This window comes from Pseudomonas fluorescens (assembly GCF_000802965.1).
Lineage (GTDB): Bacteria > Pseudomonadota > Gammaproteobacteria > Pseudomonadales > Pseudomonadaceae > Aquipseudomonas > Aquipseudomonas fluorescens_A.
This window is the reverse complement of sequence record NZ_JSAK01000009.1, coordinates 26,483-47,251: the sequence shown is the minus strand read 5'-3', so window position 1 is coordinate 47,251 and position 20,769 is coordinate 26,483. Positions and strand designations below refer to the sequence as shown.

The window sequence follows — 20,769 nt, the reverse complement described above, 5'->3', positions numbered from 1 at the left end:
CACCCACTGTCGCATCCGCTCCACACGACCAAGTTCAAGTCCCGGCCTGTGGCATGGTGCAGATCGTCCTCAGCCATCAAGCTCGCAGATCCACTTCACCCCCCACTCAAGCGGACGTGCAATCAAAGGCACGGCGCCGATGCGAGCCAGATCATTACCGGCCGTTTTGGGTTTTACCCCCTTTCGCTCATTCGCCATAAATACTCAAACCGCGAAACCAATCTTAATTGGCAACCAATTGGCAACCGGAACAGCCGAAACCTACAAATGAAAAAGCCCAGTCGTGTCCGATCTGGGCTAAGTCATTGAAAAATATGGTCGGGACGGAGTGATTCGAACACTCGACCCCTAGCACCCCATGTTGGGGACTATAGCAGCCTAACCTATTGTTTTTAAAAGAATACAACCACTTCTACGGGTGGCAAAACACCAGCTTTTTTGTGCTTATGCAAACGGAAACTCGCGGCCTCCAGAGGAGGTTTTGCGCACGACACGCCGCCTTTCACACCATCCCAGCAGGTCAATTGCGGTGTCAAAGCCTGCGATGCCGTATAGGAATCGCCAAAGGCCTTTATAATCATGGCCTTGAGCTACAAATCAGCCACAAAAATCAGTACCTTTTGCGACTCTTTAGAACCCAATAAACATTGGTCCAAACGGTTGCGTTTTGGGGAAGAATTCCCCGTAGAAAATCCCACCTATGGCGTCCTGCCGACCGAACACAAAGACCCAAATCCAACTGCTCGTCGCCCTCGCCCAATGAGCGCGCTTCGATTACTGTATATCCAAACAGTACCCAAAAGACGCGACCATGGATCCCTACGAAATTGAAGACGCCAGCGATTGGTTTGACTGCCCGACACTCGAAACCTGCCGACATCAGTTGATAATTTATGAAAATGATGTCGAGGAACTGACCCTGCAGCTGCGCCAGGCTCGGGAGAAGATTTTAAACTAGTGGAAATGCATACCGAAGCGATCCACCAGCGAGATGAAGCCATGACAAATTTGCGGGAGCGATCCGGAGAATCGGCCAAACTCCGCAAGCAACTTTACGATCTGGACATTTCGGCGAGGGCCCACGGACGTGAAGCTGAACCCTTGCGCGGAATCTTGGATGGTCTAATCGCACGGAAAAAACCACTACCTAGCTCTAGCTGTTCGTCTGACCGAGTCGATTCACCATCGGAACCGCTGCCACTGAACCGGCCAATTGATTACACTAGACCATCAAATCCAAGGAGTTACCGCGATGGAAATGCACAAAACCAAAAAATTTCATCATATAGGGCCGTTTGTCTCTTACCTTCCGCAAACATGTTGCTCGGCGAGTACCACCCACTCACCGTCGACAGTCTGTCAGAAAAAATAGTCGTTTTGCTATAAGTTCAATAATTAGTTTTACCAACTTACCCTCAGCAATTTGCCGAGCACAAAGGGGCTTTTTGATGTTGCGCTACCGCTCTGACATTGATGGACTTAGAGCACTCGCCGTGCTCGGAGTAGTACTATTCCACTTGAAACTAGGTTTCCTCCCGGGCGGGTATACCGGAGTCGATATATTTTTTGTAATCTCTGGATACCTAATCTCGAAAACCATATTTGACGAGATAGGCAAGTCAGAATTTTCAATTGCCAATTTTTACGTAAGACGAGCCAGGCGAATTTTACCTGGACTCCTATCGGTAGTTGCACTAACCTCAGTTGCAGCGTACATATTTTTATACCCCATCGAACTTGTTCATTATGCAAAGTCTACAATTGCGTCTGCCTTGTTTGCCGCCAACATATTCTTTTATAGTAGTCTCGATTATTTCTCCCCCAGCGCTAACGAAATTCCGTTGCTACACCTATGGTCGCTAGGAGTAGAGGAACAGTTTTACATCTTCTTCCCATTAGTTGCACTGGCCGCCATGAAATTGGGGAGATTTTGGCTAAACGTGATTATCGCGGGCAGCCTACTTGCTTCACTAATAATTTCGCAGAGCCTCTTACATGTAGATCCACCAAGTTCTTTCTACCTACTCCCTTCGAGGGCATTTGAACTCTTAATCGGGACCTTGATTGCACTTCCTAGTTGCCCCATTATTCGAAGCTCAAAAGTAAGCTTGGCATCGGCATCAATTGGGATAGCTGCGATTGGGGCGAGTTTCTTCCTCTATGAAGAAACCACTAAATTCCCTGGCATTGCGGCTTTACTTCCATGCCTTGGCGCTGCTTTGCTGATAGTTGGCTGCCGACAAGAAAATATCGTTGGTCGTGCGCTTTCATTTCAACCATTGAGATTTATAGGGAAAATCTCTTATTCTTTATACTTAGTACACTGGCCAATAATCGTTTTTGCAGATCGTCTTTTCCCAACAACCGACCCAAAAATACGTGCAGCATGCGTTTTTGCATTATGTCTAGTATTGGCAGCGTTGAATTACATTCTTATCGAACAGCCATTTCGCAAGGCAAAACAAAGCTGGCGCCCGCTTCGGTTGCTGGGAATATCGGCCGCATCGCTGGTCTGTGTTGTGTTAATTTCAGGCTACGTAACGGTAAAGGATGGCTTCCCTCAACCACCTTCCGATAGAACTGCAAATGCCGTCACCATGCTTCAATACAACTATGCGAAAGACTTTCTTGATGGTACGTGCTTTCTCCGACCTGAACAAATTTCAACCGATGCACTTCGCATTGGATGCATTCCAAAAACCGGTCAAAAAAGCGTCATGCTATGGGGCGATAGTCATGCCATTCATCTATACCCTGGATTAAAACCATTACTTGAAGAACAAGGTTATTTCGTAGGCGCACTAACATCTTCGGGCTGCCCACCGATATTAGATATCGATGCATATTTGCGACCAAACTGCCGAGCATCCAACGACCATGATTTTGAGATAATCAAACAAGTTCACCCTTCGATTGTCGTCATGAGCGCTATTTGGCCGCCAGCCCCAGACGTTATAGAAAAACTCAAGAAAACAATCGACAAGCTGTCTGATTTAGGAATTAAAACAGTCGTCCTCGGCACATCACCAATATACAAACAAAGTGTCCCCCTGCTAGTAATTAAAAAGATCGAAGCTGGAGAAAATGACATGACGTCATCCGATGAACTAGAACTCCCGACGATCACAAACAGCACAAGCGCGGTTGCCGCAGTCGTAGCAGCCACGACCGCTAAATTCGTAGATATTTTCAAGATCATATGTCCAAATGATAAATGCCCTATGGCAAGCGCTGATGAAACGCCCTACTACTACGACATTCACCACTTCACTCCAGCAGGATCGAAGCATTTTGCAAAAGAAATTTTGCCTCAAATCATTAACTAAAATCTGCTGATCAATTTGAGCTGCCTTGGCGATTATCGCCAGGCAGCTCAAATGATACGAACAGGCAGCCTGATAACTCGACCTTAATCATTACCCAACTGCGAAAAACAAATACTTTTAAGTTAAGGGTCGCACAAATTAAAAGCTGTGGCTCCTGGGTAACTCTATCAAAATTTCTTTACCTCGAAGTTGATATTGCTTTTACGTAAGCCTGGCACGCCGCCAAGGCAATCAATCCCTGGTCGCCTTCGTTGATGATGGCGACAATTCGTTGAGCATGCGCTTGGTCAAGTTCGGCACGAACGGTTCCATGATCCACGCCGCCGGCGCCGGTGGCGGCAGGCACTGGACAGCCACTGGCTGAACCTTGGGCGAGGACGACTGACAGCCGCAAATCAGAAGTGGCAAGGCGATCGCGAAGGCGAGACTGGTCTTTTTGGGCATTGGTCAAAGTCTCATGGTGGGATTTGTCACTGGCCGCCAGGCGCTGCTCGAGCACCAGGTGTTTGTCCTGCTCGGCCTTCTGCGCAGCGGCGCCGACAATGGCCAGCTGGTTTAGGGTGTCGGTGTGCAACCGCGACTGCTCGGCAAGTTGGGCACCGTATCGCCAGCCCTGAATAGTCCAGGCGCTCATGGCCCCGAGCATCACCAGCGCCAGTGCACCGGCAACCTTCCACGCCAGCGGGCTCAAGGCACCTCCTTGAAGAAGACGTGCCCGCCGAGCTTCAGGGTCTGCTTTGCATTAGCCGCCCAATTTGGTGGCTTCTTCATGGACAGCGCGTAGTAGTGCGTCGCCCCACCGGTGGGATCGGGCACCTTTCCATCAACTACCTGGTCAGCAGCAATACGCGCCTGAGCCAGCTCGCGGAGTGGGATCTGCTTCACGCCGATCAAAAACTGATAATTTGGATCGGTCTTGTTCCAGCAACTGAACTGGTACGGCTTCTGGCACACGCCGGCATACCCCTCCCCCCACCACGACTTGGTCTTGCCGTCGTTCACCCGGTTGCGAATGGTCCAAGCCGCAGCTATCTGTCCAGCCAATGATTCGCCGCGAGCCTCGCCCCACAGCGTGCGGGCGAGAATGTCGCGGTCTTTTTCAGAAACGGTCATCGCTTTTCTCCAGGCGAAAAAAAGCCCGCATTAGGCGGGACTCAATAGGTAAGCTATGCGCTCCACGCATGGAGGCATCTATGAAATACACAACGATTCTTTTGATTACTGCTTTGCTTGGTGGCTGCTCCTCGTACAGTGAGCGTGGCACTGGCGAAGGCGGTCGAGAAATCGGCAAAAAAGGCTATACAGTTCGCTGTGATGCGACACCAGCGAACCAACCTGGCTGCTACGAGCCTCCACCGTCTTGGTCGTGGTGGCCTTCGAATAACATCAAATTGAAGTTAGGCGCGAACTAAGGAAGCCTTGATTCAGACCAAATAAAACAAATAAATCAGAGTGCCACATGAGCCAACTGCAATATAGCCAATCAATAACGCAAAATGATCACGCACGATTACTGGTTAAACACCAAAAAATGGCAGCTTTTTTGGCGGCAATTTTTATATTCATGCTTCTGCATTCAATTAAGGGAGTAACGGCATTCCCTTGGGATGCGGCTGACTATTGGCGGCTTAGCTCAACGGAGATACTATTTGATTTCCCAAAAAACAGCATGAGAGGTTACTTCTATCCTACGCTTCTAGCTCCAATTAGGATTTTTTCAGAAGCGTTAGGAGTACTTGGACATTATCCTTATAGAATTATTTCATCACTGGTGTATGGCTATTTTTTCGCTATTGCTGTACCAGAATTTTATTTGCAAGTATTCGGAGGTCGTGCCTCCTTCCTGCGTCGACTAATCACACCGCTGCTCGTAGCTATATTGTTCCCTGGCATCATAATCTATACGTTGAGCGATTTACCTTCTTTGGCAATGATGATAAGCGCATCGGCCTGCGCACTTTCATCTATTCGCACGAGCACAAAATTAAAGCGATACTCCTTGCTAATATTATCGGGCCTACTTGCTTATGGTGCCTATAACACTCGCACCATCTATCTATTTCCCGCAGGACTACTGGTTTTGGCTCTAGCGCTTGCTATCTATCACAAGCACTCCGCGGGCACCAGGTCTTTTACAATCTTATTCTTTCTCCTAGGCGCTGGGATTGCCAGCATACCTCAGGTGGTAATTAACTATAAAAATCATGATTCACTATCACCCATGGTGATTACCACATCTCCATACAACCGCTCACTCTTTGCCGGCCAGTTGCTATGGGGAATTACTTTACAAAGGTACGAAACATCGATCGACTCAACATCACCTCCAACAAAATACTATATGGACAAAGCCGGAGAGCGATTGTTTTCCGACAACAAAATTGGTAGCGAGCCGTTCGGACTTCGCACTTACTTCGAGTTGGCGTTGGAAAATCCGGTGGACTTTGCTGGCATCTATGGTCGACACATCGTCAACGGGCTGGATCTACGCGACGGTGAAGTTTATACAGTTGGGGAACCGGCAAAGAGAAATGCATTGGCCATATTTAACTTCCTGATTGTCTTCTCAGGCTTGTTTATCATAACAATGACAATTCTTACAAAACAGGCCAAAGTCGAACAAAAAATCAAGAGCGTTTTTTGGGGTTTTCTGGTTTTGCTGCCGGCCATCATGATTATCCCCGGAGCAATTGAAACTCGTTTCTTCCTTGCCATCCACCTTGCCATCTATTGCTCCATCGCGTTCACGAGCGATCCCGATTCAATAAAAAACTTGCTTCATAGACACTGGTTTTTAATTAGTCTAACGCTAGCGATCTCAGCAACACTGTTCTTCTCTATTTCGACCACCACCTTGGTCAGCTTGCAATATTCTTTCTCCGACCTCTATCAAGGCAGGTGGTAACAATTTGGCCGACGTCTCGGACCAGAACAGGAGCCAGCGACTCAAAGAGAACCTGGAGTGTGGACCGTATGGAACTCCGGACTCCAGCGTGCCAAGCTTAGTTGGCCAAATCCGTGACCGATTTGAACAATCAACGCCGCGACGCGCCTACTACCGACGATCTTGTACCGTTGTATGCCATGTTGACTAAACGTCGCAAAAACGCGAGCTTAGGCGCCGGCGTTCGGGAGGATCTGCAGCAACGTGCAGTTATTGGCATCTGTATCTCCGACAGCCGCATTTAGCGGCTATTGGATAAACCACCAAAAACCTATCTGCCTCGAGGAATCTTATGATAAAAATCAAACCAGCCATACCGGAACGACTGTTTACACTTGACATAGTACGAGGGCTAGCCGCTCTTTCAGTCGTTTTTTGGCATTGGCAGCACTTTTTCTACGTTGGCGGGGCAACAAGCAATTTCAATATCGAGAGCCAGCCTTTTTTTAATCTATTTTCAACATTCTATACTCGCGGTTCTTTGGCGGTAGAGCTTTTTTTCAGTATTTCTGGCTTCGTATTCTTCTGGTTGTTTTCAAAAGTTATTTCCGAGAAACGAATTAGTGCAGCAACGTTTTTCGTTGACCGATTCAGCCGACTCTACCCACTGCACATTGCCACATTAGCGAGCGTCGTGATCCTCCAATATATCTACACTCGATTCCATTGGGATTTTTTTGTATACCAAACCAATGACTTTTATCACGGAATTTTGAATATTTTCTTGATCCCGGCATGGGGACTCGAAAAGGATTGGTCATTCAACGCCCCGATTTGGTCAGTGTCAGTTGAGATACTATTGTATGCCCTGTTTTTCGCCACTTGCTTATTGGGCAGAGCAAAATACCTAATCGTTCCGATCTTGATAATAATTGGATATTACACTTACCCAGTTAATTATAAACTTGGCAGCGGCATCTTCACCTTCTTCTGCGGCGGGATGGCATTCTTCTTACTGAATGCAGCGCGGAGTTTTTTAACTTCAAAGACTCTGTTAGCTATTACAACTATTTTTTCAATTTTAGCTTGGTCATACATCAACCAAAGCGCCACTCTGAATATGTATGTCCTTATGGGATTAGCATTTCCAATGTCGGTTTGCGCACTGGCATGCGCAAACATGGCTTCCCCTAACCTTCTGAAACCGCTCTCGTTTATTGGCGATATCAGCTATTCATCGTACCTGATTCACTTTCCACTTCAGATAGTGTTCGCAGGAATCACCGACCGACTTGGATTCGCGCGCTCCATCTATTACAGTCCGATAATGTTCATTTCGTTCGTTGGCGTGTTGCTCATACTCAGTTTTGGTAGCCACAAGCTATTCGAAGCCCCAATTCAACGTGCCATAAGAAAGGCCTACAAAAACAGGACCGATCGCAGAGATCTTGCTACAACCCTATAGCCTTCAGTGTTGCCGAATGCCAGTGGCACAGTTCAGAATAGAGAGGTGGTCAAGCATCACTGTTTGCTTGGCCACCAGCATTTTTTATTCTGGAATCGGCATTCCGATCGTCGAGCCACCAACTCGATTATAGTAATCACGGTATCTCGGATCACTTGATTCAACCTCTTCAAGATTTGAATAAACATCAGGATCTTGGGGAGAGGCGAAATACATAACGACTTCATTCTCTTCATTTAACTGTATAATCATCATAACACCTCAGAATCTATAGCCAGAAATGTAAACGGTAGCACCACCGTAAGTCCCAGAGCCGGCGGTAGAAAACCAGTAAATAGTTTGACTGAGGATTATTTTCAGACTATTGAAAGGGGATGCGCTTACATTCTGTATACCACCGTACGTGCTATTGCCACCAACTTGCAACTGGCCAATACCGACCAACGCGGATGACAAAACTAATTGGGCGTTAGTAGTGTTTGTTCCAGCGACTGTAGCGAACCCTGAAACCGACTTTGCATTCCTTGGAGTCGCCGACGCTATCGACAGGGCGGTAAAGGACGGAATCTGCACAGCAGTATTTGCAACCAGAATCTGGGGAAACATGCATTCCCGATCTTCAATGAAGCATGCAATAAATTGCGAGCTTGCGTTGGTTGGAACTACAGCCAGCAGTGCGGATGCCGTGTAGCCAGCCGGCATATTACCGCCACCATAAACCTCTGGAGCAACGACCGCAGTCGCGTTTACGGCAAGCAGCGCAGAAACACCGGTAACCGGGTTCAGGATGGCGTAGATCGCGACGAAACCACTTATCGGGGCGGTGCCAGTGTCCATGCCTCCCGCGCCCGTTGTGCCAAGGTTGATGGTTTTGTTGAAGCTCGGAAGACAGTAACGCAGCCCACCAAGCGCAGTTTCGACAATCACTTCATCTGCCGTGAATGTCGCAGTTGCAGACGCCGCAGAAACGAAGCATTTGAGGTTTCGCACCTGGCCAACTACACCTGAACTGATTTTTCGAATCGACTGCAGGACTTGATCCTGGGTGCCTTTGACTGGAGTGACGCCCCCGGCAGAAAGCAACGTCATGAGCTCTTCCTGCACATCGTTCAGAAAGTCGTCGGTAACCACCGTTGCCGGAACGCCACCAACCGGGTCGCCTTCAGTGAACTTATTATCAACCGTGGCGCCAGGCCCATCAATTCTGTGCATGCGTCAATCTCCATAGGCGAAGAGCGCGATCGTGTGCGCGGGCTTCAATTGATTTATTTTGCATTCGAGGGTGTCGTTACCCCATGTGCGCAAGCGCTCACCGGCGGCAGAAAGGCCGGCTCGAAACTGAATCACGCTTACTTCCGGCGCCCTGATGAGCCAGGTGTGCGCCCATGGGCCATTGGTCAGGGCGTCCCCGGCTCGTGACATGCCCGCCCGAAACGGGCGAAACACTTCGATCGTCACCGTGTAGCCAAGTGATGCGGCCAGCTCAATGAAGTAGTCGATGGACTGGCCTCCGGTACTGGTCAGCTTTGCCAGCAGTGCGTTGCGGCGGCCTTGCAAAGTCTCTTCCAGAACACCTGAGCATTTGTCAGGGAGCCCCGCTACCCGCTCCCAATCCGGAAGTAGCTCAAGAGAACTAGATGGAATCGCTTCTTGCGGTAAAACGCTGGCTCGCCCGTCGAGACGCGCAAGTTCAATCGACATCCCATCGAGAAGATCATGAAGCGTGGTGCCAGGATCGCGCGGGAAGGCTTGGCCAGGGGGAAGCAGCGCTTTGAGCTGCTCCCTATATTCAGCAGCTGTCGGCATTACGCCTCCTAAAAGCTGGAGAAGGTAAGGGTGCCCAGAATCGCCATGTGCCCAGTGGCGTGCGTGACATCGACTGTCGGCGTGACGATCTGGTTGTTGTTCTCGCCAGCAGCCAGAGACACAGCCTCACGCAGACGACTGATCAAAATCGTCCCACCAGGTGCAGAGTCGCGATCAATCAAGTCGGCCAGTTCGGCACGGACGGCGTTCTGAACGGTAGTGGTGTTCGGCGTGAGCTTGATTGTCATGGCCAGCGGGTCGGCGATTGGCGCCGCGACGAAGACTTCTGCTGTTACCGGTGCGCGAGCGTTGATGTACGCCTGGACCTCGGCCACCTTCGCGGGAGACGGGATAATGTCGTCATCCTCGTCACAAACAAACAACACAGTGACCGTATGTACACCAGCAAACCGGGCTCCCACAGCGCGCCGCCTGGGCTTTGGCGCCAGCCATAAACCGAAACGCTGGCAGCCGCAGACTTGCCGATGCGGCTATTGGCCTCCCACGTAGCGCGATCGAGCAGGCTCGCGGATGTGCCGCCGATCTCGGCGACCTGCAGCATCGGTCTATAGCGCTTAATGCCGCTGTCGGTAACGCCGCCTTGAATGTGCGCCTCAGTTTCTCCGGTGCTGTCTGGGCTGTAACTCGTCTGGCCTTTCACCTGGTAGCTGCTGAACCGCTGACTATGATCGATCGTGCCACTGGCATTGAGGATGTTTTCACCCTGCACCAGCGCAGTGGTTGCGCGCCGAACGCCTGCGCGGGTGATCAACAACCCGCCAGCGCCGTCGGGCATTAACAGTGCCTTGCGCTGCCGGGCGTAGCGCTCGATCGCCTTGAACGCAGTTTCGCCATGTTGAAGCTTGCAGATCTGGAACGGCTCACCTATGGCTATATCCGCCTTAACCGTCACACCAAATGGGGTCGCGAGGATCTGCGCAAACTTGAGCAGGTCGATGTTTTTCCATTCATCCGGCGCGTGCACGGCACTGCAATCCACCAGATCGGCAACCTTGTCTCGGCCCTGCACGTTGATTGTGTGGTCGTTCGCGCTGTAGGACGGTTTGAAAATATCGACATAGCCAATCACCATCGGAAAGCCGGCCAAGCGAACTTCGCATGCATCGCCCGGCAGGATGGGCCAAGGCTCTACCTGTGCGGTCGATCTGTTGCCAGCCTCCCATTTCTCGGTGAGCGTTGCCGTGAAGGCCGTGGTTGCCGCATCAATCGCCCGGGTCACGGCAAGCGATGTCCAGCCGGCGTACTTCATCCCATTGACGAGCAGTTCCAAGTCATCCATCTGCAAGTACCTCGAGCTGTTGTCCGCCCGTTAAAAACCCCGGATGTCGCGGTGTATTGCGAGTAGCGATGTCATCGGCACGGCCGGCGTCACCGTAGATCTGGTAAGCCACCAGCAAGGAAGGAAGCGTTTCTCGCGGCACGTACTGAACAATCCGGGCAAGGTTTTGCTCAGGGTTGGGCACGGCCTGAACCACGCTGGTACGCAAGTCGGACAATGCGACGTACATTTCATCGTTAGGCGTGGCTTCGCTTTCTGCGTCCAATCTGTCGACCAAATCCTCACGAACCTTGATCGCTGCCTGGTAGCTGTCATAAACGGTTGGAACGGGGATTGTTTGTGTAACACCAGGCGCCGTCTGAGTTGCTACTGTCGCTGCCCGCGTGGTACCTGCCGCAGCCTGCGTGGCGCCCATCGCCGTAACCTGCGGAGTTTGCGTGACGACCGCAGCCTTGGCGGCCTCGGCTACAGCCACCTGGCGCACCAGTGCATTCATCGCCGTTGCGTTGGTGGCCTGCTGCTGGCGACTTGGAGTCGTCGTGCTGCCTGAGTAGGTCGTCGGCGAACGATCAAACAAACTGGTCAGCATGCTGAAAGCGTTGGTTCCAAAAGCTGTGCGGATTGAGCCGATCAAACCTGTGACCCGGCTAGCCATACTCAATGGTTTTTGGACCAGTCCGGAGGCGTCAGATACAAGCCCCCGCGCTTGTAGGTAAAAGTCAGACGCCGCTTTCAAGTCACCGGAGAAGTTAAAACCCGGCGCCGCCATGTACTCACCGAGGGCGGCCAGCCCAGAAGCAGCAGACTCTGCGACGTAGGCGGGAAACCCTGTGGTCAGGAAGTCAGACACAAAGCTTTTTTCTGCCGCAGCGGTGACGATGTTGCCCTTGGCGCTGATCGCATTGACGCTATCAACGTTTGCCGATGGGTATGCCGCCTCCCCTGCTTCCAGGAACGTCAGTGCAATTGTGCACTTCCCACCTTCCGCAGCGGTCTCGCTGACGTTGAGTCCACGACAAACAACATTCATTTCACCGCGATACGGGTGAACCAATGCACCGGGTCCCGCGACCTCGCAGGCCTTGATCAATTCGTCTCGGTTTAGGTGGTAGTCCTTGCCGAGCAGATAACCGATAACCGAAAACTCGCGGGACTTTCGACCCAGGTCTTCGGTGTAGGGAGTGTCGCGCCGCGCAGTTTCGTGCACGGCTTGACGCCGACCGTGGCTGCTGTCCGCACTTTCCACAAAAAAAGCCACGCCGCGAAAAGTCGCGGCGCGGTAGCTGATGGTGGGCTAGATCCTAGTGCAGAGCGCGACGATCTTCTGGAGACCATTCGAGACCTTGAGTTCGCAGCAGAATGCGCGGATGACGCAGAAGGCTGCCTGCACGACCTCAGGGATGACGCTGACGCAGCCTGCAAGCTAATCAGGCGAGCAATGAGCAATGACGAGCGCGAGTTTTCCGTGAACGAACTCCTACAGCAAGCCCTCGAAAAGTTGGAGTAATGCCATGAGCACATTTGCCGTATTCGGAATGAATGAACACTTCGCCCGCGAAGAGGCGAAGCGCAAGGTTCGCGACTTTAAGATTGAGAAAGGTCAACGGATCGAACTGTCGATGAGCCAGTGGCTCCAGGCTGTCGAAGATCGCGTTATCAAGATCATGGATGGCAAGCGGGTCGCTCAGCTCAGCAGCATGTTTGACGCCCCGCAGTACGCCGCTGAATACGCAGAGCGGATCCGCAAGCTCGGGCGCTGTCGTGATGTGATCATCAGAGCGAAGATCAAGCTGCCTCAGCGCGATGTAAGGCGGAAGTCGCCAACGAAGCTTTCTTGGATGGACTACTCGCCCGAGTCAACTGCGGCTGCCTGATCCGCCCTCGCCTATTGCGCTGAGCCGCTAATTCCACAGACTCTTATTTCGGTTTCGGACCATCTTAAATGTCTTGAATGCTGGACGGACTTTGAAAACTTCAACGTCAGAACTTTGTTCACCTAACGCATCTTGCACTTGAGCCCTTGTAAAAAACGACTCACAACCAACTATCACCTGCCTGAGCTTTAAAGAGTCACCCATAGGATGAAAATGATAGCCACCGTCTACAGGAAACTCATTTAGTGGCAGCATTAGCCTTACCTCATCCTCATATGACCAATGAGAAAATTTAGTTTTCCACAGAGTCATTAGAACTTGGCTCATTGGCACTTCACCAGAGGCTGCTAACACACGCAAATCAAGCCGTTCCTGCACATAATCGACGGGCGAACAACGAGAGATTGTCACGTCAAAACCGAGGCAAACGCCTTTATGTTTATCGGCATAATGCGCCCATTGAACTGGACTTTTGTAGGATCGACTAAAACAAATAAGGCCTAAGTGCTCGGCATAAAATTCTTTAAGTTTCTGAAAGCCATATCTCAGATCTCTAGTTGAAAAATTGATACTCCCCATTTCAAATGGATCATTTAACTGCATCAGCCTCGAAATTTTTAGACGACTTCGCCTGACGTTTTCCAGACCAAATTCGACACCAGAAAAATAGTACAAACGAATGGTATTGGGTATTTCCATATAGCCGCTCACTGATATCCTCAATTTAAGACACGCTAACTGGGGAGATAGCTTCCTGTCCATTACTTACGGAAGCGTTTGCAGCAGTATCAAAACCAGCCAGTACGGATGATCAAACTGATCAGGCGAAGCACGGCAGCTATCAGGTTCATCCACTCATTCAGTCGTTTCATGCGGCAGCTCTCCGGTTCGATTGATACCGGAATCATCGGGACGCATAGCACTTGCCCCATGGTTAGCGGACTACACCAGATGTAGCCCACCTTTCAATTCCACCGCCCGGGCATGACCCGGCATAGGACGCCCCATGCCCAAAGAAAACAAACTCGCTCTGAAGCGTCAGCGCGCCGATCAGGTCAACCAGGCAATCCGGATCATCGCCGACCATGGTCGCCGTTTCTTCTACAGCCAGACGGTAAATCGCTACGCCAGTATGGAGGTCGATAACCGCGGCAAGGTCTGGTTCATCGACGACTACACCGGCAAGCGCATATTCACCCATGACACGGTATGGGGAGGGAGATGGCGCGGCTTCAGCCACGGAGGCACGCTGAAGGACCTGGTCAAAGAATTTCGCGACTACATCTGCACCGGCAAGCAGCTGCATCCAGGGTATCTCGGTCCTGAACGATTCAACGACAGCAACATCTGGGGTTACGACGAGGAAGGCATGCGCGCGGTGCGTGACCAGGCTGGCTCGCTTTCTGTGTTCCGTCAGACTGAGGCAGAAACAGCATGAAGCGAATCTAGACGTCGATCAGGCAAGCTGCCTGGTGCGAATCGATCGTTGGGATAAGTCCGGCTTCCTGGCTCTCGGAGATCCACCTCCGAACCAGCTCTAGGTCGAATCGCCAGTTGTAGGCTTTCATCAGCAGAAGCGCCGCACCGGTGACTCTGTATTGTCCACACTTTAGGCAAACCCTTTCCAAATAGTCGTCAGCATTAACTGACACTGCAGGCTCACCACAAATCAAACAAGTCATGAACTGCCCCTTTTAGACTGTTTGCTCAAATGTAGTAGACCGCCGTTGCTGTGACAAACATGCATCGACTCACCAACGCCGCCCGATAAGCGGTTACCCCCTCCCCTTCAAAGTCATCCGCTATAGCGGCAAGGACGAAGTCATGCCTGAAGAAATCAAATTGATCCAGCCAGCCCCGGTCGTGCGCGACGAAATGGGCTCGTTCCAACATCCGGACATGCCCGACTTCGACGAGGGTGACGGCGACAAGTGCAAGGCCTGGGTAGCGGAGCAGGGTTTGACCGTTACCCAAGTGCGCCTCGAATACGCCGAAGAGGCAGTTGCCGATCGCTACTTCGAAGCCGGCGACCCGGACTTCAGTTACTGGGAGCCTGAGCGTCCTGATGGCGAAGGATGGTTCTGCTTGGCGATTCACGACACCGACGATGGCCCGGTCTGCTGGTGGGCACGCCGCGAGGTAACTCCATGAAGGCCTACCCCCTCGATATCGAATCAGTCGGTGAGGATACCTACATCGTCATGAGCCGCGGCCATCACGATCTGGAACAGTTCATGGCCGAGGCGGTGAAGGAAAGGCCTCGATGGCAACTCGGTGGCCCGATTCACGTGTGGTGCAAAACAACGCCGGCGCACGGTACGTATGACAGCTGGTTCCACTTCGTCCCGGAAGGTACTCGCGGTAGTTGGCCAGCGACGTACTGCTTCGAATATGGCGAGGGCTGGGAGCGGTACAACGGAGTGCAGCCATGATCCTCACCAGCATGGCCGGCTGCGCCCTCTTCTTCTGGCTTCCATTGGTACTGACCATAAAGGCGGTGATCGGATGAGCAAGCGAGCGATTCACTTGTACCCGTGGGATGGCGGCACCGAGGCCGATCAGGATCCGCCAGAACACGTTTACTGCGGCACCGATGGCGTAATGACCGACGAGCAGCTCACTAATGACTGGCGCCACGTCACCTGCAAGCGTTGCCTCAAGATCCACGAAAAGGAGCTGGCCGCGCGAGCAGCGGACGACCGAGACCAAAAGGTCAAGCTGTTCGACGAAGCACAGGCCATCACCATCACCCTCGGCCACCGGAATATCTCGACCGCCATCAAGGCTTTGGTCAGGGAGCGCGACGAACTCAGGCATGAGCGCGACAACCTGCGCGAAGACCGCGACGGCCTACTCGAAGCAGGAGCGCACCTACTATGATCGCCCTCGCCTGGTTCGCCTACGTGTACTGCTACAAGGGGCCGCGGTGATGACTCCATCCAGACAACAGCGCCGCATGCTGGAGAAAGAAAACGCCAAACTGCCGCCCTACCTGCAGCAGGTTCCCGCCGATCAATGGGAGAACTTCAGGCCGCCCGACCTGGTCGAGGTTTGGCGGTCGCGGCACTTCCTGGTGCAGATCTACACCGAGCCGAACGAATACCAGCGCATGAGCGTCTGCCGCTCGGCTCATAACGGTGACAGTTGGGTCGATCAGGTGACGTGGGACGAACTGATGCGCCTGAAACGCGAATGCGGTCGAGGCGATCGGGATGCCATCGAGGTCTTCCCGGCTGATCGCGACATCGTGAACGTCGCAAACATGCGCCACTTGTTCTTCCCGCCGACGGACTTGCCTTTCAAGTGGAGGAAGCCATGACCCACCAACCCAAAGGTGGGTTGTGCGCCAGCTGCGTGCACGCCCACCGCAATTGCAGCCACCTTCCCTTCAGCACCATGCCGGCGCTCGCCCGGGGCGCTCAGACCGTGATCGTCCGCTGCACTGACTTCCAGCGCCGCAAGTAACCCTATCCACCTTCTGCCGCCACGCGCGGCATGGAGCATCACATGAAAAAAGAGCTGATCAAAATCAGTGAATTCCAGCGCCGTCGCTGGGGGGAAAACGGCACCCCGCAGTGCCCGCAAGCGATCCGCAACCACATCCGCAATGGGCAAGTGCCCGGCGAGCAGATCGGCAAACTCTGGTACGTTGATTGGACAGCGTTCAGCCGGTCAGACGGCAATGATCTGGTCGCGATGGTATTGAAAGGAGCTGCATGATGGTCCCACGGCCGCGCAACAAGGCGAACAAGAGCCTCCCGCAGAACCTGTACTTTGATTCGCGGCGCTCGACCTATCGCTACCGCCGGCCAACCGACGGTAAGTGGTTCCAGTTCGGCTCTGACCGGATCAAAGCGATCGATGCCGCGAAGCAGTTGAATCTGGAGTTCATGCGCGGCGCGGACTTGGTCGGCGCCGTGATGGGCAGCATATCGGAATCGTTCGCCGGCTTCCTGGACGCATACGAACGCGACGTACTGCCGCCAAGGGAACTGGCAAAAGGGACCTTGGGCCTGTACGCCGTGCACTTCCGCCGTTTCCGGAAACAGTTCGATGGCAAAGCGGTCGACCAGATCACGATCCGCATGATCGCGGAGATGCTGGACGCACTCACTCCGCGCACTGCCAACCAGTGCCGCGCCCTGCTGATCGACATCTTCAACCACGCAGCGGCCAAAGGCCTGTGCCCGGACAACCCGGCGGCCAGCACCATCAACCGAATCGAGAAGAAGCAGCGCAAGCGGCACACAGTCGAAGGTCTGAAAGCCATCCGAGAGAAGTCTCCGTTCTGGCTGCAGAACGCTATCGACCTGGCACTTATCACCGCGCAGCGCCGGACGGACATCTTGAATATGCGGTTCGATGGTGTTCGAGAAGGTTTTTTGTATGTGGTGCAGCAGAAGACAGCAAAGGCCAGTGACGCGGCGTGGATCCGGTTCAAGGTGACCGAAGAACTCCAGGCTGTGATCAGCCGATGCAGGGATGACATCGTCTCGCCTTACCTCATTCACCGCCGGCCCGATCGCAAAAAGCAGAAGCAGGCGCAGACGAAGGATCACTGGACGCAGGTCGAAGAACGTTATTTGACGCGGGCCTTCAAGGAGGCTCGGGAATCGGCGGGTTGTTACAAAGGGTGGAAGGAAGAGGAAATGCCGGGCTTTCACGAAGTGCGAGCACTGTCGCTGCACCTGTATCAAAAAGCCGGAAAGGATGGGCAGAAGATCGCCGGGCACGCCAGCGAGAGCATGACCAAAAACTACCAGCGCGACCATGCCGAAATCGTCTGGTCAGAGGCAATCCCGGACCTGAATATCAGCGAAATCACCGGGTAGTTTTGCGCCAGTTTTGCGCGGGTTTTGCGCAGACACAAAAAAGCCGATCTAGTTGATCGGCTTAAGTGTCTGATTTTACTCAGGAATAATGGTCGGGACGGAGTGATTCGAACACTCGACCCCTAGCACCCCATGCTAGTGCGCTACCGGACTGCGCTACGCCCCGACTAGGCGTGAAACCTGTTCCTCATCTCGAGGAACGCTCAAGAATATATCGCAAGCTTTTGAAAACTGGAAGTATTTAAAAGCAGGTTTTTATTTCTTGAGAACTACCAGAACATCTTCGAGCTCAGCGATCATCTGGCGAATCATTTGCTTGTATTGGGTTGTGTCGTCTTTGGCTTCATCACCGGACAAACGCAGGCGCGCGCCGCCGATGGTGAACCCTTGATCGTAAAGAAGCGCGCGGATCTGCCGGATCATCAGCACATCCTGGCGCTGATAATACCGGCGGTTTCCGCGGCGTTTGACGGGGTTGAGTTGAGGAAACTCCTGCTCCCAGTAGCGCAGCACGTGTGGTTTTACTGCACACAGCTCGCTAACTTCACCAATGGTGAAGTAGCGTTTGCCTGGGATGACGGGTAGCTCGTCGTTATGACTTGGTTCCAGCATAAGCCTCAACTCGGGCCTTCAACTTCTGCCCTGGACGAAAGGTGACCACACGGCGAGCCGTGATCGGGATTTCTTCTCCCGTTTTCGGATTGCGGCCAGGCCGCTGGCGTTTGTCCCGAAGGTCGAAATTGCCGAAACCGGACAATTTGACTTGTTCGTTGTCTTCAAGAGCGTGTCTGATTTCCTCGAAAAACAGTTCAACCAATTCCTTGGCTTCCCGCTTGTTCAGGCCCAGCTCTTCATACAGACGTTCCGCCATCTCAGCTTTCGTCAAAGCCCCCATACGTCACTTCCTTAACGTGGCGTTCAACCTTTGTTCGAGCGAGGTGAGGATGTTTTGCGTCGCATTATTCACCTCATCGTCATTAAGAGTGCGCGATGGATGCTGCCAGGTCAAGCCGACTGCGAGGCTTTTTCTATCAGGATCAATGCCTTTACCCTGATACACGTCAAATAGCCTGAGGTCTGTCAGCCATTCGCCTGCATTTTCACGGATTACGTCCAGTACAGCCGTAGCTGCAACGTCTGTGTGCGCAATCAGTGCAAGGTCACGACGTACTTCAGGGAAGCGCGATAACTCGTGGAATTTAGGCATTTTGCCCGATGCCACTTCTGCCAGAACCATCTCGAAAACAAACACCGGACGATCCAGACCCAGGTTTTTCGACAATTCAGGATGGATAGCGCCGATGAAGCCCACCAGACGACCTTCGCGTTCGATGCGCGCGGTTTGACCCGGGTGCAACGCCGGGTGTTTGCCCGGTACAAACGTGAATGCATCCAGCGCACCGGCGAAGCCCAGCACCGCTTCCACGTCAGCCTTGATGTCGAAGAAGTCTACGGTGTCGCGACCCTGCGCCCAGCCTTCCGGCAGACGGCTACCGCAAACCACACCGGCCAGCATCGGCTCTTGTTTCAGGCCATCGAGTTGGCCGACGAAACGCAGACCGCTTTCGAACAGACGCACGCGGTCCTGTTGACGGTTCAGGTTGTGCTGAAGCGCCTTGACCAGACCGGGCCACAGCGACGAACGCATGGCAGCCATGTCGTTGGAAATCGGATTGGCCAGCAGCAACGGCTCTACACCCGGATTAAACAACTCGAACTGTTTCGGATCGATGAAGCTGTAGGTGATCGCTTCCTGATAACCACGGGCGACCAACAGACGACGCAGTTCCGGCAGGTCGCTACGCGCTTCTGCCTTGGCTTGTGGCGCCAGACGCGCTTGCGGGTAACGAACCGGCAGACGGTTGTAGCCGTACAGACGCGCCAATTCTTCGATCAGATCGACTTCCAGGCTGATGTCGAAGCGGTGGCTTGGCACTTCTACGCGCCACTGCCCCGCCCCGTCAGCGGTAATGGTCAGGCCGAGACCGCTGAGCAGACGCTCAACTTCAGCCGAGTCCATTTCCATGCCCAGCATCTGGGTGATGCGTTGAGCGCGCAGGGTCACCGGCGCGATCGACGGCAAGTGCTGTTCGTTCACGGTTTCGATGATTGGGCCGGCTTCGCCACCAGTGATTTCCAGCAGCAGGCCAGTGGCGCGCTCCATGGCTTCACGGGCCAGTTGCCAGTCCACGCCACGCTCGTAGCGGTGCGAGGCATCAGTGTGCAGGCCATAGGAACGGGCCTTGCCGGCAACAGCGATTTGATCGAAGAACGCACTTTCCAGGAAAACATCGCGAGTGGTCGCGGTATTGACGCCGCTGTGCTCGCCACCCATGACGCCGGCAATAGCCAACGCGCGGGTGTGGTCGGCGATCACCAGCGTATCGCTACGCAGGCTGACTTCCTGACCATCGAGCAGCACCAGCTTCTCGCCTTCTTCAGCCATGCGCACGCGGATGCCGCCATTGATTTCGGCAAGATCGAAAGCGTGCAGCGGTTGGCCCAGCTCCAGCATCACGTAGTTGGTGATGTCGACGGCAGCATCGATGCTGCGCACATCGGCACGACGCAGGCGCTCTACCATCCACAGCGGCGTAGGCTTGGACAGGTCGACGTTGCGGATCACACGACCCAGGTAACGCGGGCAGGCAGCAGGCGCCAGCACCTCAACCGAGCGCACTTCATCGTGCGTGGCTGGAACGGAAGAAACTACCGGACGCGTGACGGGAGCGGCATACAACGCGCCGACTTCACGGGCCAGGCCAGCCAAAGACAGGCAGTCACCGCGGTTCGGGGTCAGATCGACTTCGATGCTGGCGTCTTCCAGGTTCAGGTATTCACGAATATCCTGACCCACTGGCGCATCGGCCGGCAATTCCATCAGGCCGTCGTTGCCTTCACCGATTTGTAGCTCGGCTTGCGAACACAGCATGCCGTTGGATTCAACGCCACGCAGCTTGGCTTTCTTGATCTTGAAGTCGCCCGGCAGTTCGGCACCGATGGTGGCGAACGGAATCTTCAGGCCCGGGCGCACGTTTGGTGCGCCGCAGACTACCTGGAAGGTTTCCGAGCCATTGCTGACCTGGCACACGCGCAACTTGTCGGCGTCCGGGTGCTGCTCGGTGCTCAGCACCTCGCCCACGATCACGCCGCTGAATACACCGGCGGCCGGCGTAACGCTATCGACCTCAAGACCGGCCATCGACAGACGAGCAACCAGCTCATCGCGACTTACCTGCGGGCTTACCCAGCCGCGCAGCCATTGTTCACTGAATTTCATCC

24 protein-coding genes and 1 tRNA gene are annotated in these 20,769 nt (G+C 53.3%); 13 read left to right on the top strand and 12 right to left on the bottom strand.

All coding sequences use genetic code 11. The features are described from left to right. Positions 1–811 precede the first annotated feature (811 nt). Together NL64_RS30070 and NL64_RS09125 are read left to right on the top strand one after the other, a co-directional pair. Positions 812–958 carry a hypothetical protein gene (locus NL64_RS30070; RefSeq protein ID WP_155292740.1) on the top strand — a complete coding sequence of 49 codons (147 nt, stop codon included), beginning with the start codon at positions 812–814 and terminating at the stop codon, positions 956–958. A 490-nt stretch (positions 959–1,448) separates the two neighbouring features. Next, the gene (locus NL64_RS09125) at positions 1,449–3,326 is read left to right on the top strand and encodes an acyltransferase family protein (RefSeq protein ID WP_253277071.1); all 1,878 of its coding nucleotides are present in this window, start codon (positions 1,449–1,451) and stop codon (positions 3,324–3,326) included. A 178-nt stretch (positions 3,327–3,504) separates the two neighbouring features. On the opposite strand, the gene NL64_RS09120 is transcribed toward NL64_RS09125, so the two are convergent. Together NL64_RS09120 and NL64_RS09115 are read right to left on the bottom strand one after the other, a co-directional pair. Continuing rightward, positions 3,505–3,972, bottom strand: coding sequence for a lysis system i-spanin subunit Rz (locus NL64_RS09120; protein ID WP_052321227.1), 468 nt, complete (start codon positions 3,970–3,972; stop codon positions 3,505–3,507). A gap of 41 nt (positions 3,973–4,013) precedes the next feature. Continuing rightward, complete coding sequence (locus NL64_RS09115) at positions 4,014–4,439, bottom strand: cell wall hydrolase (protein WP_034147802.1); 426 nt, start codon at positions 4,437–4,439, stop codon at positions 4,014–4,016. Between the two features lie 346 nt (positions 4,440–4,785). Between NL64_RS09115 and NL64_RS09110 the strand changes: the two genes are divergently transcribed. Together NL64_RS09110 and NL64_RS09100 are read left to right on the top strand one after the other, a co-directional pair. Further along, positions 4,786–6,231 (top strand): hypothetical protein, encoded by a 1,446-nt coding sequence (locus NL64_RS09110; RefSeq protein WP_034147801.1) that lies wholly within the window; start codon positions 4,786–4,788, stop codon positions 6,229–6,231. A 331-nt stretch (positions 6,232–6,562) separates the two neighbouring features. Continuing rightward, a complete protein-coding gene (locus tag NL64_RS09100; RefSeq protein WP_034147799.1) occupies positions 6,563–7,675 on the top strand; it encodes an acyltransferase family protein in 1,113 nt (370 codons plus the stop codon). Positions 7,676–7,936: 261 nt separating this feature from the next. Here NL64_RS09100 and NL64_RS09095 read toward each other — a convergent pair whose 3' ends face one another. Genes NL64_RS09095 through NL64_RS29150 form a run of 5 tightly spaced genes read right to left on the bottom strand, consistent with a single transcriptional unit; the run spans position 7,937 to position 12,069 of the window. Beyond that, a complete protein-coding gene (locus NL64_RS09095) occupies positions 7,937–8,887 on the bottom strand; it encodes a hypothetical protein (RefSeq protein ID WP_216594567.1) in 951 nt (316 codons plus the stop codon). Between the two features lie 3 nt (positions 8,888–8,890). After that, positions 8,891–9,481, bottom strand: coding sequence for a YmfQ family protein (locus tag NL64_RS09090; protein ID WP_034147798.1), 591 nt, complete (start codon positions 9,479–9,481; stop codon positions 8,891–8,893). Between the two features lie 8 nt (positions 9,482–9,489). Continuing rightward, a complete protein-coding gene (locus tag NL64_RS09085) occupies positions 9,490–9,867 on the bottom strand; it encodes a baseplate J/gp47 family protein (protein WP_253277070.1) in 378 nt (125 codons plus the stop codon). Next, a complete protein-coding gene (locus NL64_RS30475) occupies positions 9,774–10,781 on the bottom strand; it encodes a phage baseplate assembly protein (RefSeq protein WP_052321225.1) in 1,008 nt (335 codons plus the stop codon). Before NL64_RS30475 ends, NL64_RS09085 begins: the two co-directional genes overlap by 94 nt. After that, positions 10,774–12,069 (bottom strand): DNA circularization protein, encoded by a 1,296-nt coding sequence (locus NL64_RS29150; RefSeq protein ID WP_080757909.1) that lies wholly within the window; start codon positions 12,067–12,069, stop codon positions 10,774–10,776. The genes NL64_RS30475 and NL64_RS29150 overlap by 8 nt, the downstream gene beginning before the upstream one ends. Before the next feature lie 223 nt (positions 12,070–12,292). Between NL64_RS29150 and NL64_RS09065 the strand changes: the two genes are divergently transcribed. After that, positions 12,293–12,655: a hypothetical protein gene (locus NL64_RS09065; protein ID WP_034147795.1), complete on the top strand. Its 363-nt coding sequence runs from the start codon at positions 12,293–12,295 to the stop codon at positions 12,653–12,655. 27 nt (positions 12,656–12,682) lie between these two features. Here the strand turns inward: NL64_RS09065 and NL64_RS29455 are convergent, their stop codons facing one another. After that, the gene (locus NL64_RS29455) at positions 12,683–13,354 is read right to left on the bottom strand and encodes a DUF2971 domain-containing protein (protein ID WP_172668655.1); all 672 of its coding nucleotides are present in this window, start codon (positions 13,352–13,354) and stop codon (positions 12,683–12,685) included. 307 nt (positions 13,355–13,661) lie between these two features. On the opposite strand from NL64_RS29455, the gene NL64_RS09060 reads away from it, so the two are divergent. The 8 genes from NL64_RS09060 (at position 13,662) to NL64_RS09025 (ending at position 17,487) form a co-directional block, all read left to right on the top strand. Continuing rightward, on the top strand, positions 13,662–14,093 hold the full coding sequence (locus NL64_RS09060; protein ID WP_034147794.1) for a hypothetical protein: 432 nt from the start codon (positions 13,662–13,664) through the stop codon (positions 14,091–14,093). Between the two features lie 386 nt (positions 14,094–14,479). Further along, positions 14,480–14,806 carry a hypothetical protein gene (locus NL64_RS09050; protein WP_034147792.1) on the top strand — a complete coding sequence of 109 codons (327 nt, stop codon included), beginning with the start codon at positions 14,480–14,482 and terminating at the stop codon, positions 14,804–14,806. After that, complete coding sequence (locus tag NL64_RS09045; protein WP_034147791.1) at positions 14,803–15,087, top strand: hypothetical protein; 285 nt, start codon at positions 14,803–14,805, stop codon at positions 15,085–15,087. The genes NL64_RS09050 and NL64_RS09045 overlap by 4 nt, the downstream gene beginning before the upstream one ends. A 73-nt stretch (positions 15,088–15,160) precedes the next feature. Further along, on the top strand, positions 15,161–15,535 hold the full coding sequence (locus NL64_RS09040; protein ID WP_034147790.1) for a hypothetical protein: 375 nt from the start codon (positions 15,161–15,163) through the stop codon (positions 15,533–15,535). A gap of 49 nt (positions 15,536–15,584) precedes the next feature. Next, entirely contained in the window at positions 15,585–15,974 is a 390-nt protein-coding gene (locus tag NL64_RS09035) for a DUF7694 domain-containing protein (RefSeq protein ID WP_034147789.1), read from the top strand. Continuing rightward, positions 15,971–16,120: a hypothetical protein gene (locus NL64_RS30065; protein ID WP_155292739.1), complete on the top strand. Its 150-nt coding sequence runs from the start codon at positions 15,971–15,973 to the stop codon at positions 16,118–16,120. The genes NL64_RS09035 and NL64_RS30065 overlap by 4 nt, the downstream gene beginning before the upstream one ends. 42 nt (positions 16,121–16,162) lie before the next feature. Next, the gene (locus tag NL64_RS09030) at positions 16,163–16,375 is read left to right on the top strand and encodes a hypothetical protein (RefSeq protein ID WP_034147788.1); all 213 of its coding nucleotides are present in this window, start codon (positions 16,163–16,165) and stop codon (positions 16,373–16,375) included. After that, entirely contained in the window at positions 16,375–17,487 is a 1,113-nt protein-coding gene (locus tag NL64_RS09025; protein ID WP_034147787.1) for a tyrosine-type recombinase/integrase, read from the top strand. Before NL64_RS09030 ends, NL64_RS09025 begins: the two co-directional genes overlap by 1 nt. An 89-nt stretch (positions 17,488–17,576) precedes the next feature. On the opposite strand, the gene NL64_RS09020 is transcribed toward NL64_RS09025, so the two are convergent. The 4 genes from NL64_RS09020 to pheT form a co-directional block, all read right to left on the bottom strand. Beyond that, positions 17,577–17,653, bottom strand: a tRNA-Pro gene (locus NL64_RS09020). Positions 17,654–17,742: 89 nt separating this feature from the next. Next, on the bottom strand, positions 17,743–18,099 hold the full coding sequence (locus tag NL64_RS09015; RefSeq protein ID WP_003179985.1) for a MerR family transcriptional regulator: 357 nt from the start codon (positions 18,097–18,099) through the stop codon (positions 17,743–17,745). Next, positions 18,080–18,382 (bottom strand): integration host factor subunit alpha, encoded by a 303-nt coding sequence (gene ihfA, locus NL64_RS09010; protein ID WP_002553164.1) that lies wholly within the window; start codon positions 18,380–18,382, stop codon positions 18,080–18,082. The genes NL64_RS09015 and ihfA overlap by 20 nt, the downstream gene beginning before the upstream one ends. Before the next feature lie 3 nt (positions 18,383–18,385). After that, a complete protein-coding gene (gene pheT / locus NL64_RS09005) occupies positions 18,386–20,767 on the bottom strand; it encodes a phenylalanine--tRNA ligase subunit beta (RefSeq protein WP_034147786.1) in 2,382 nt (793 codons plus the stop codon). Positions 20,768–20,769 lie beyond the last annotated feature (2 nt).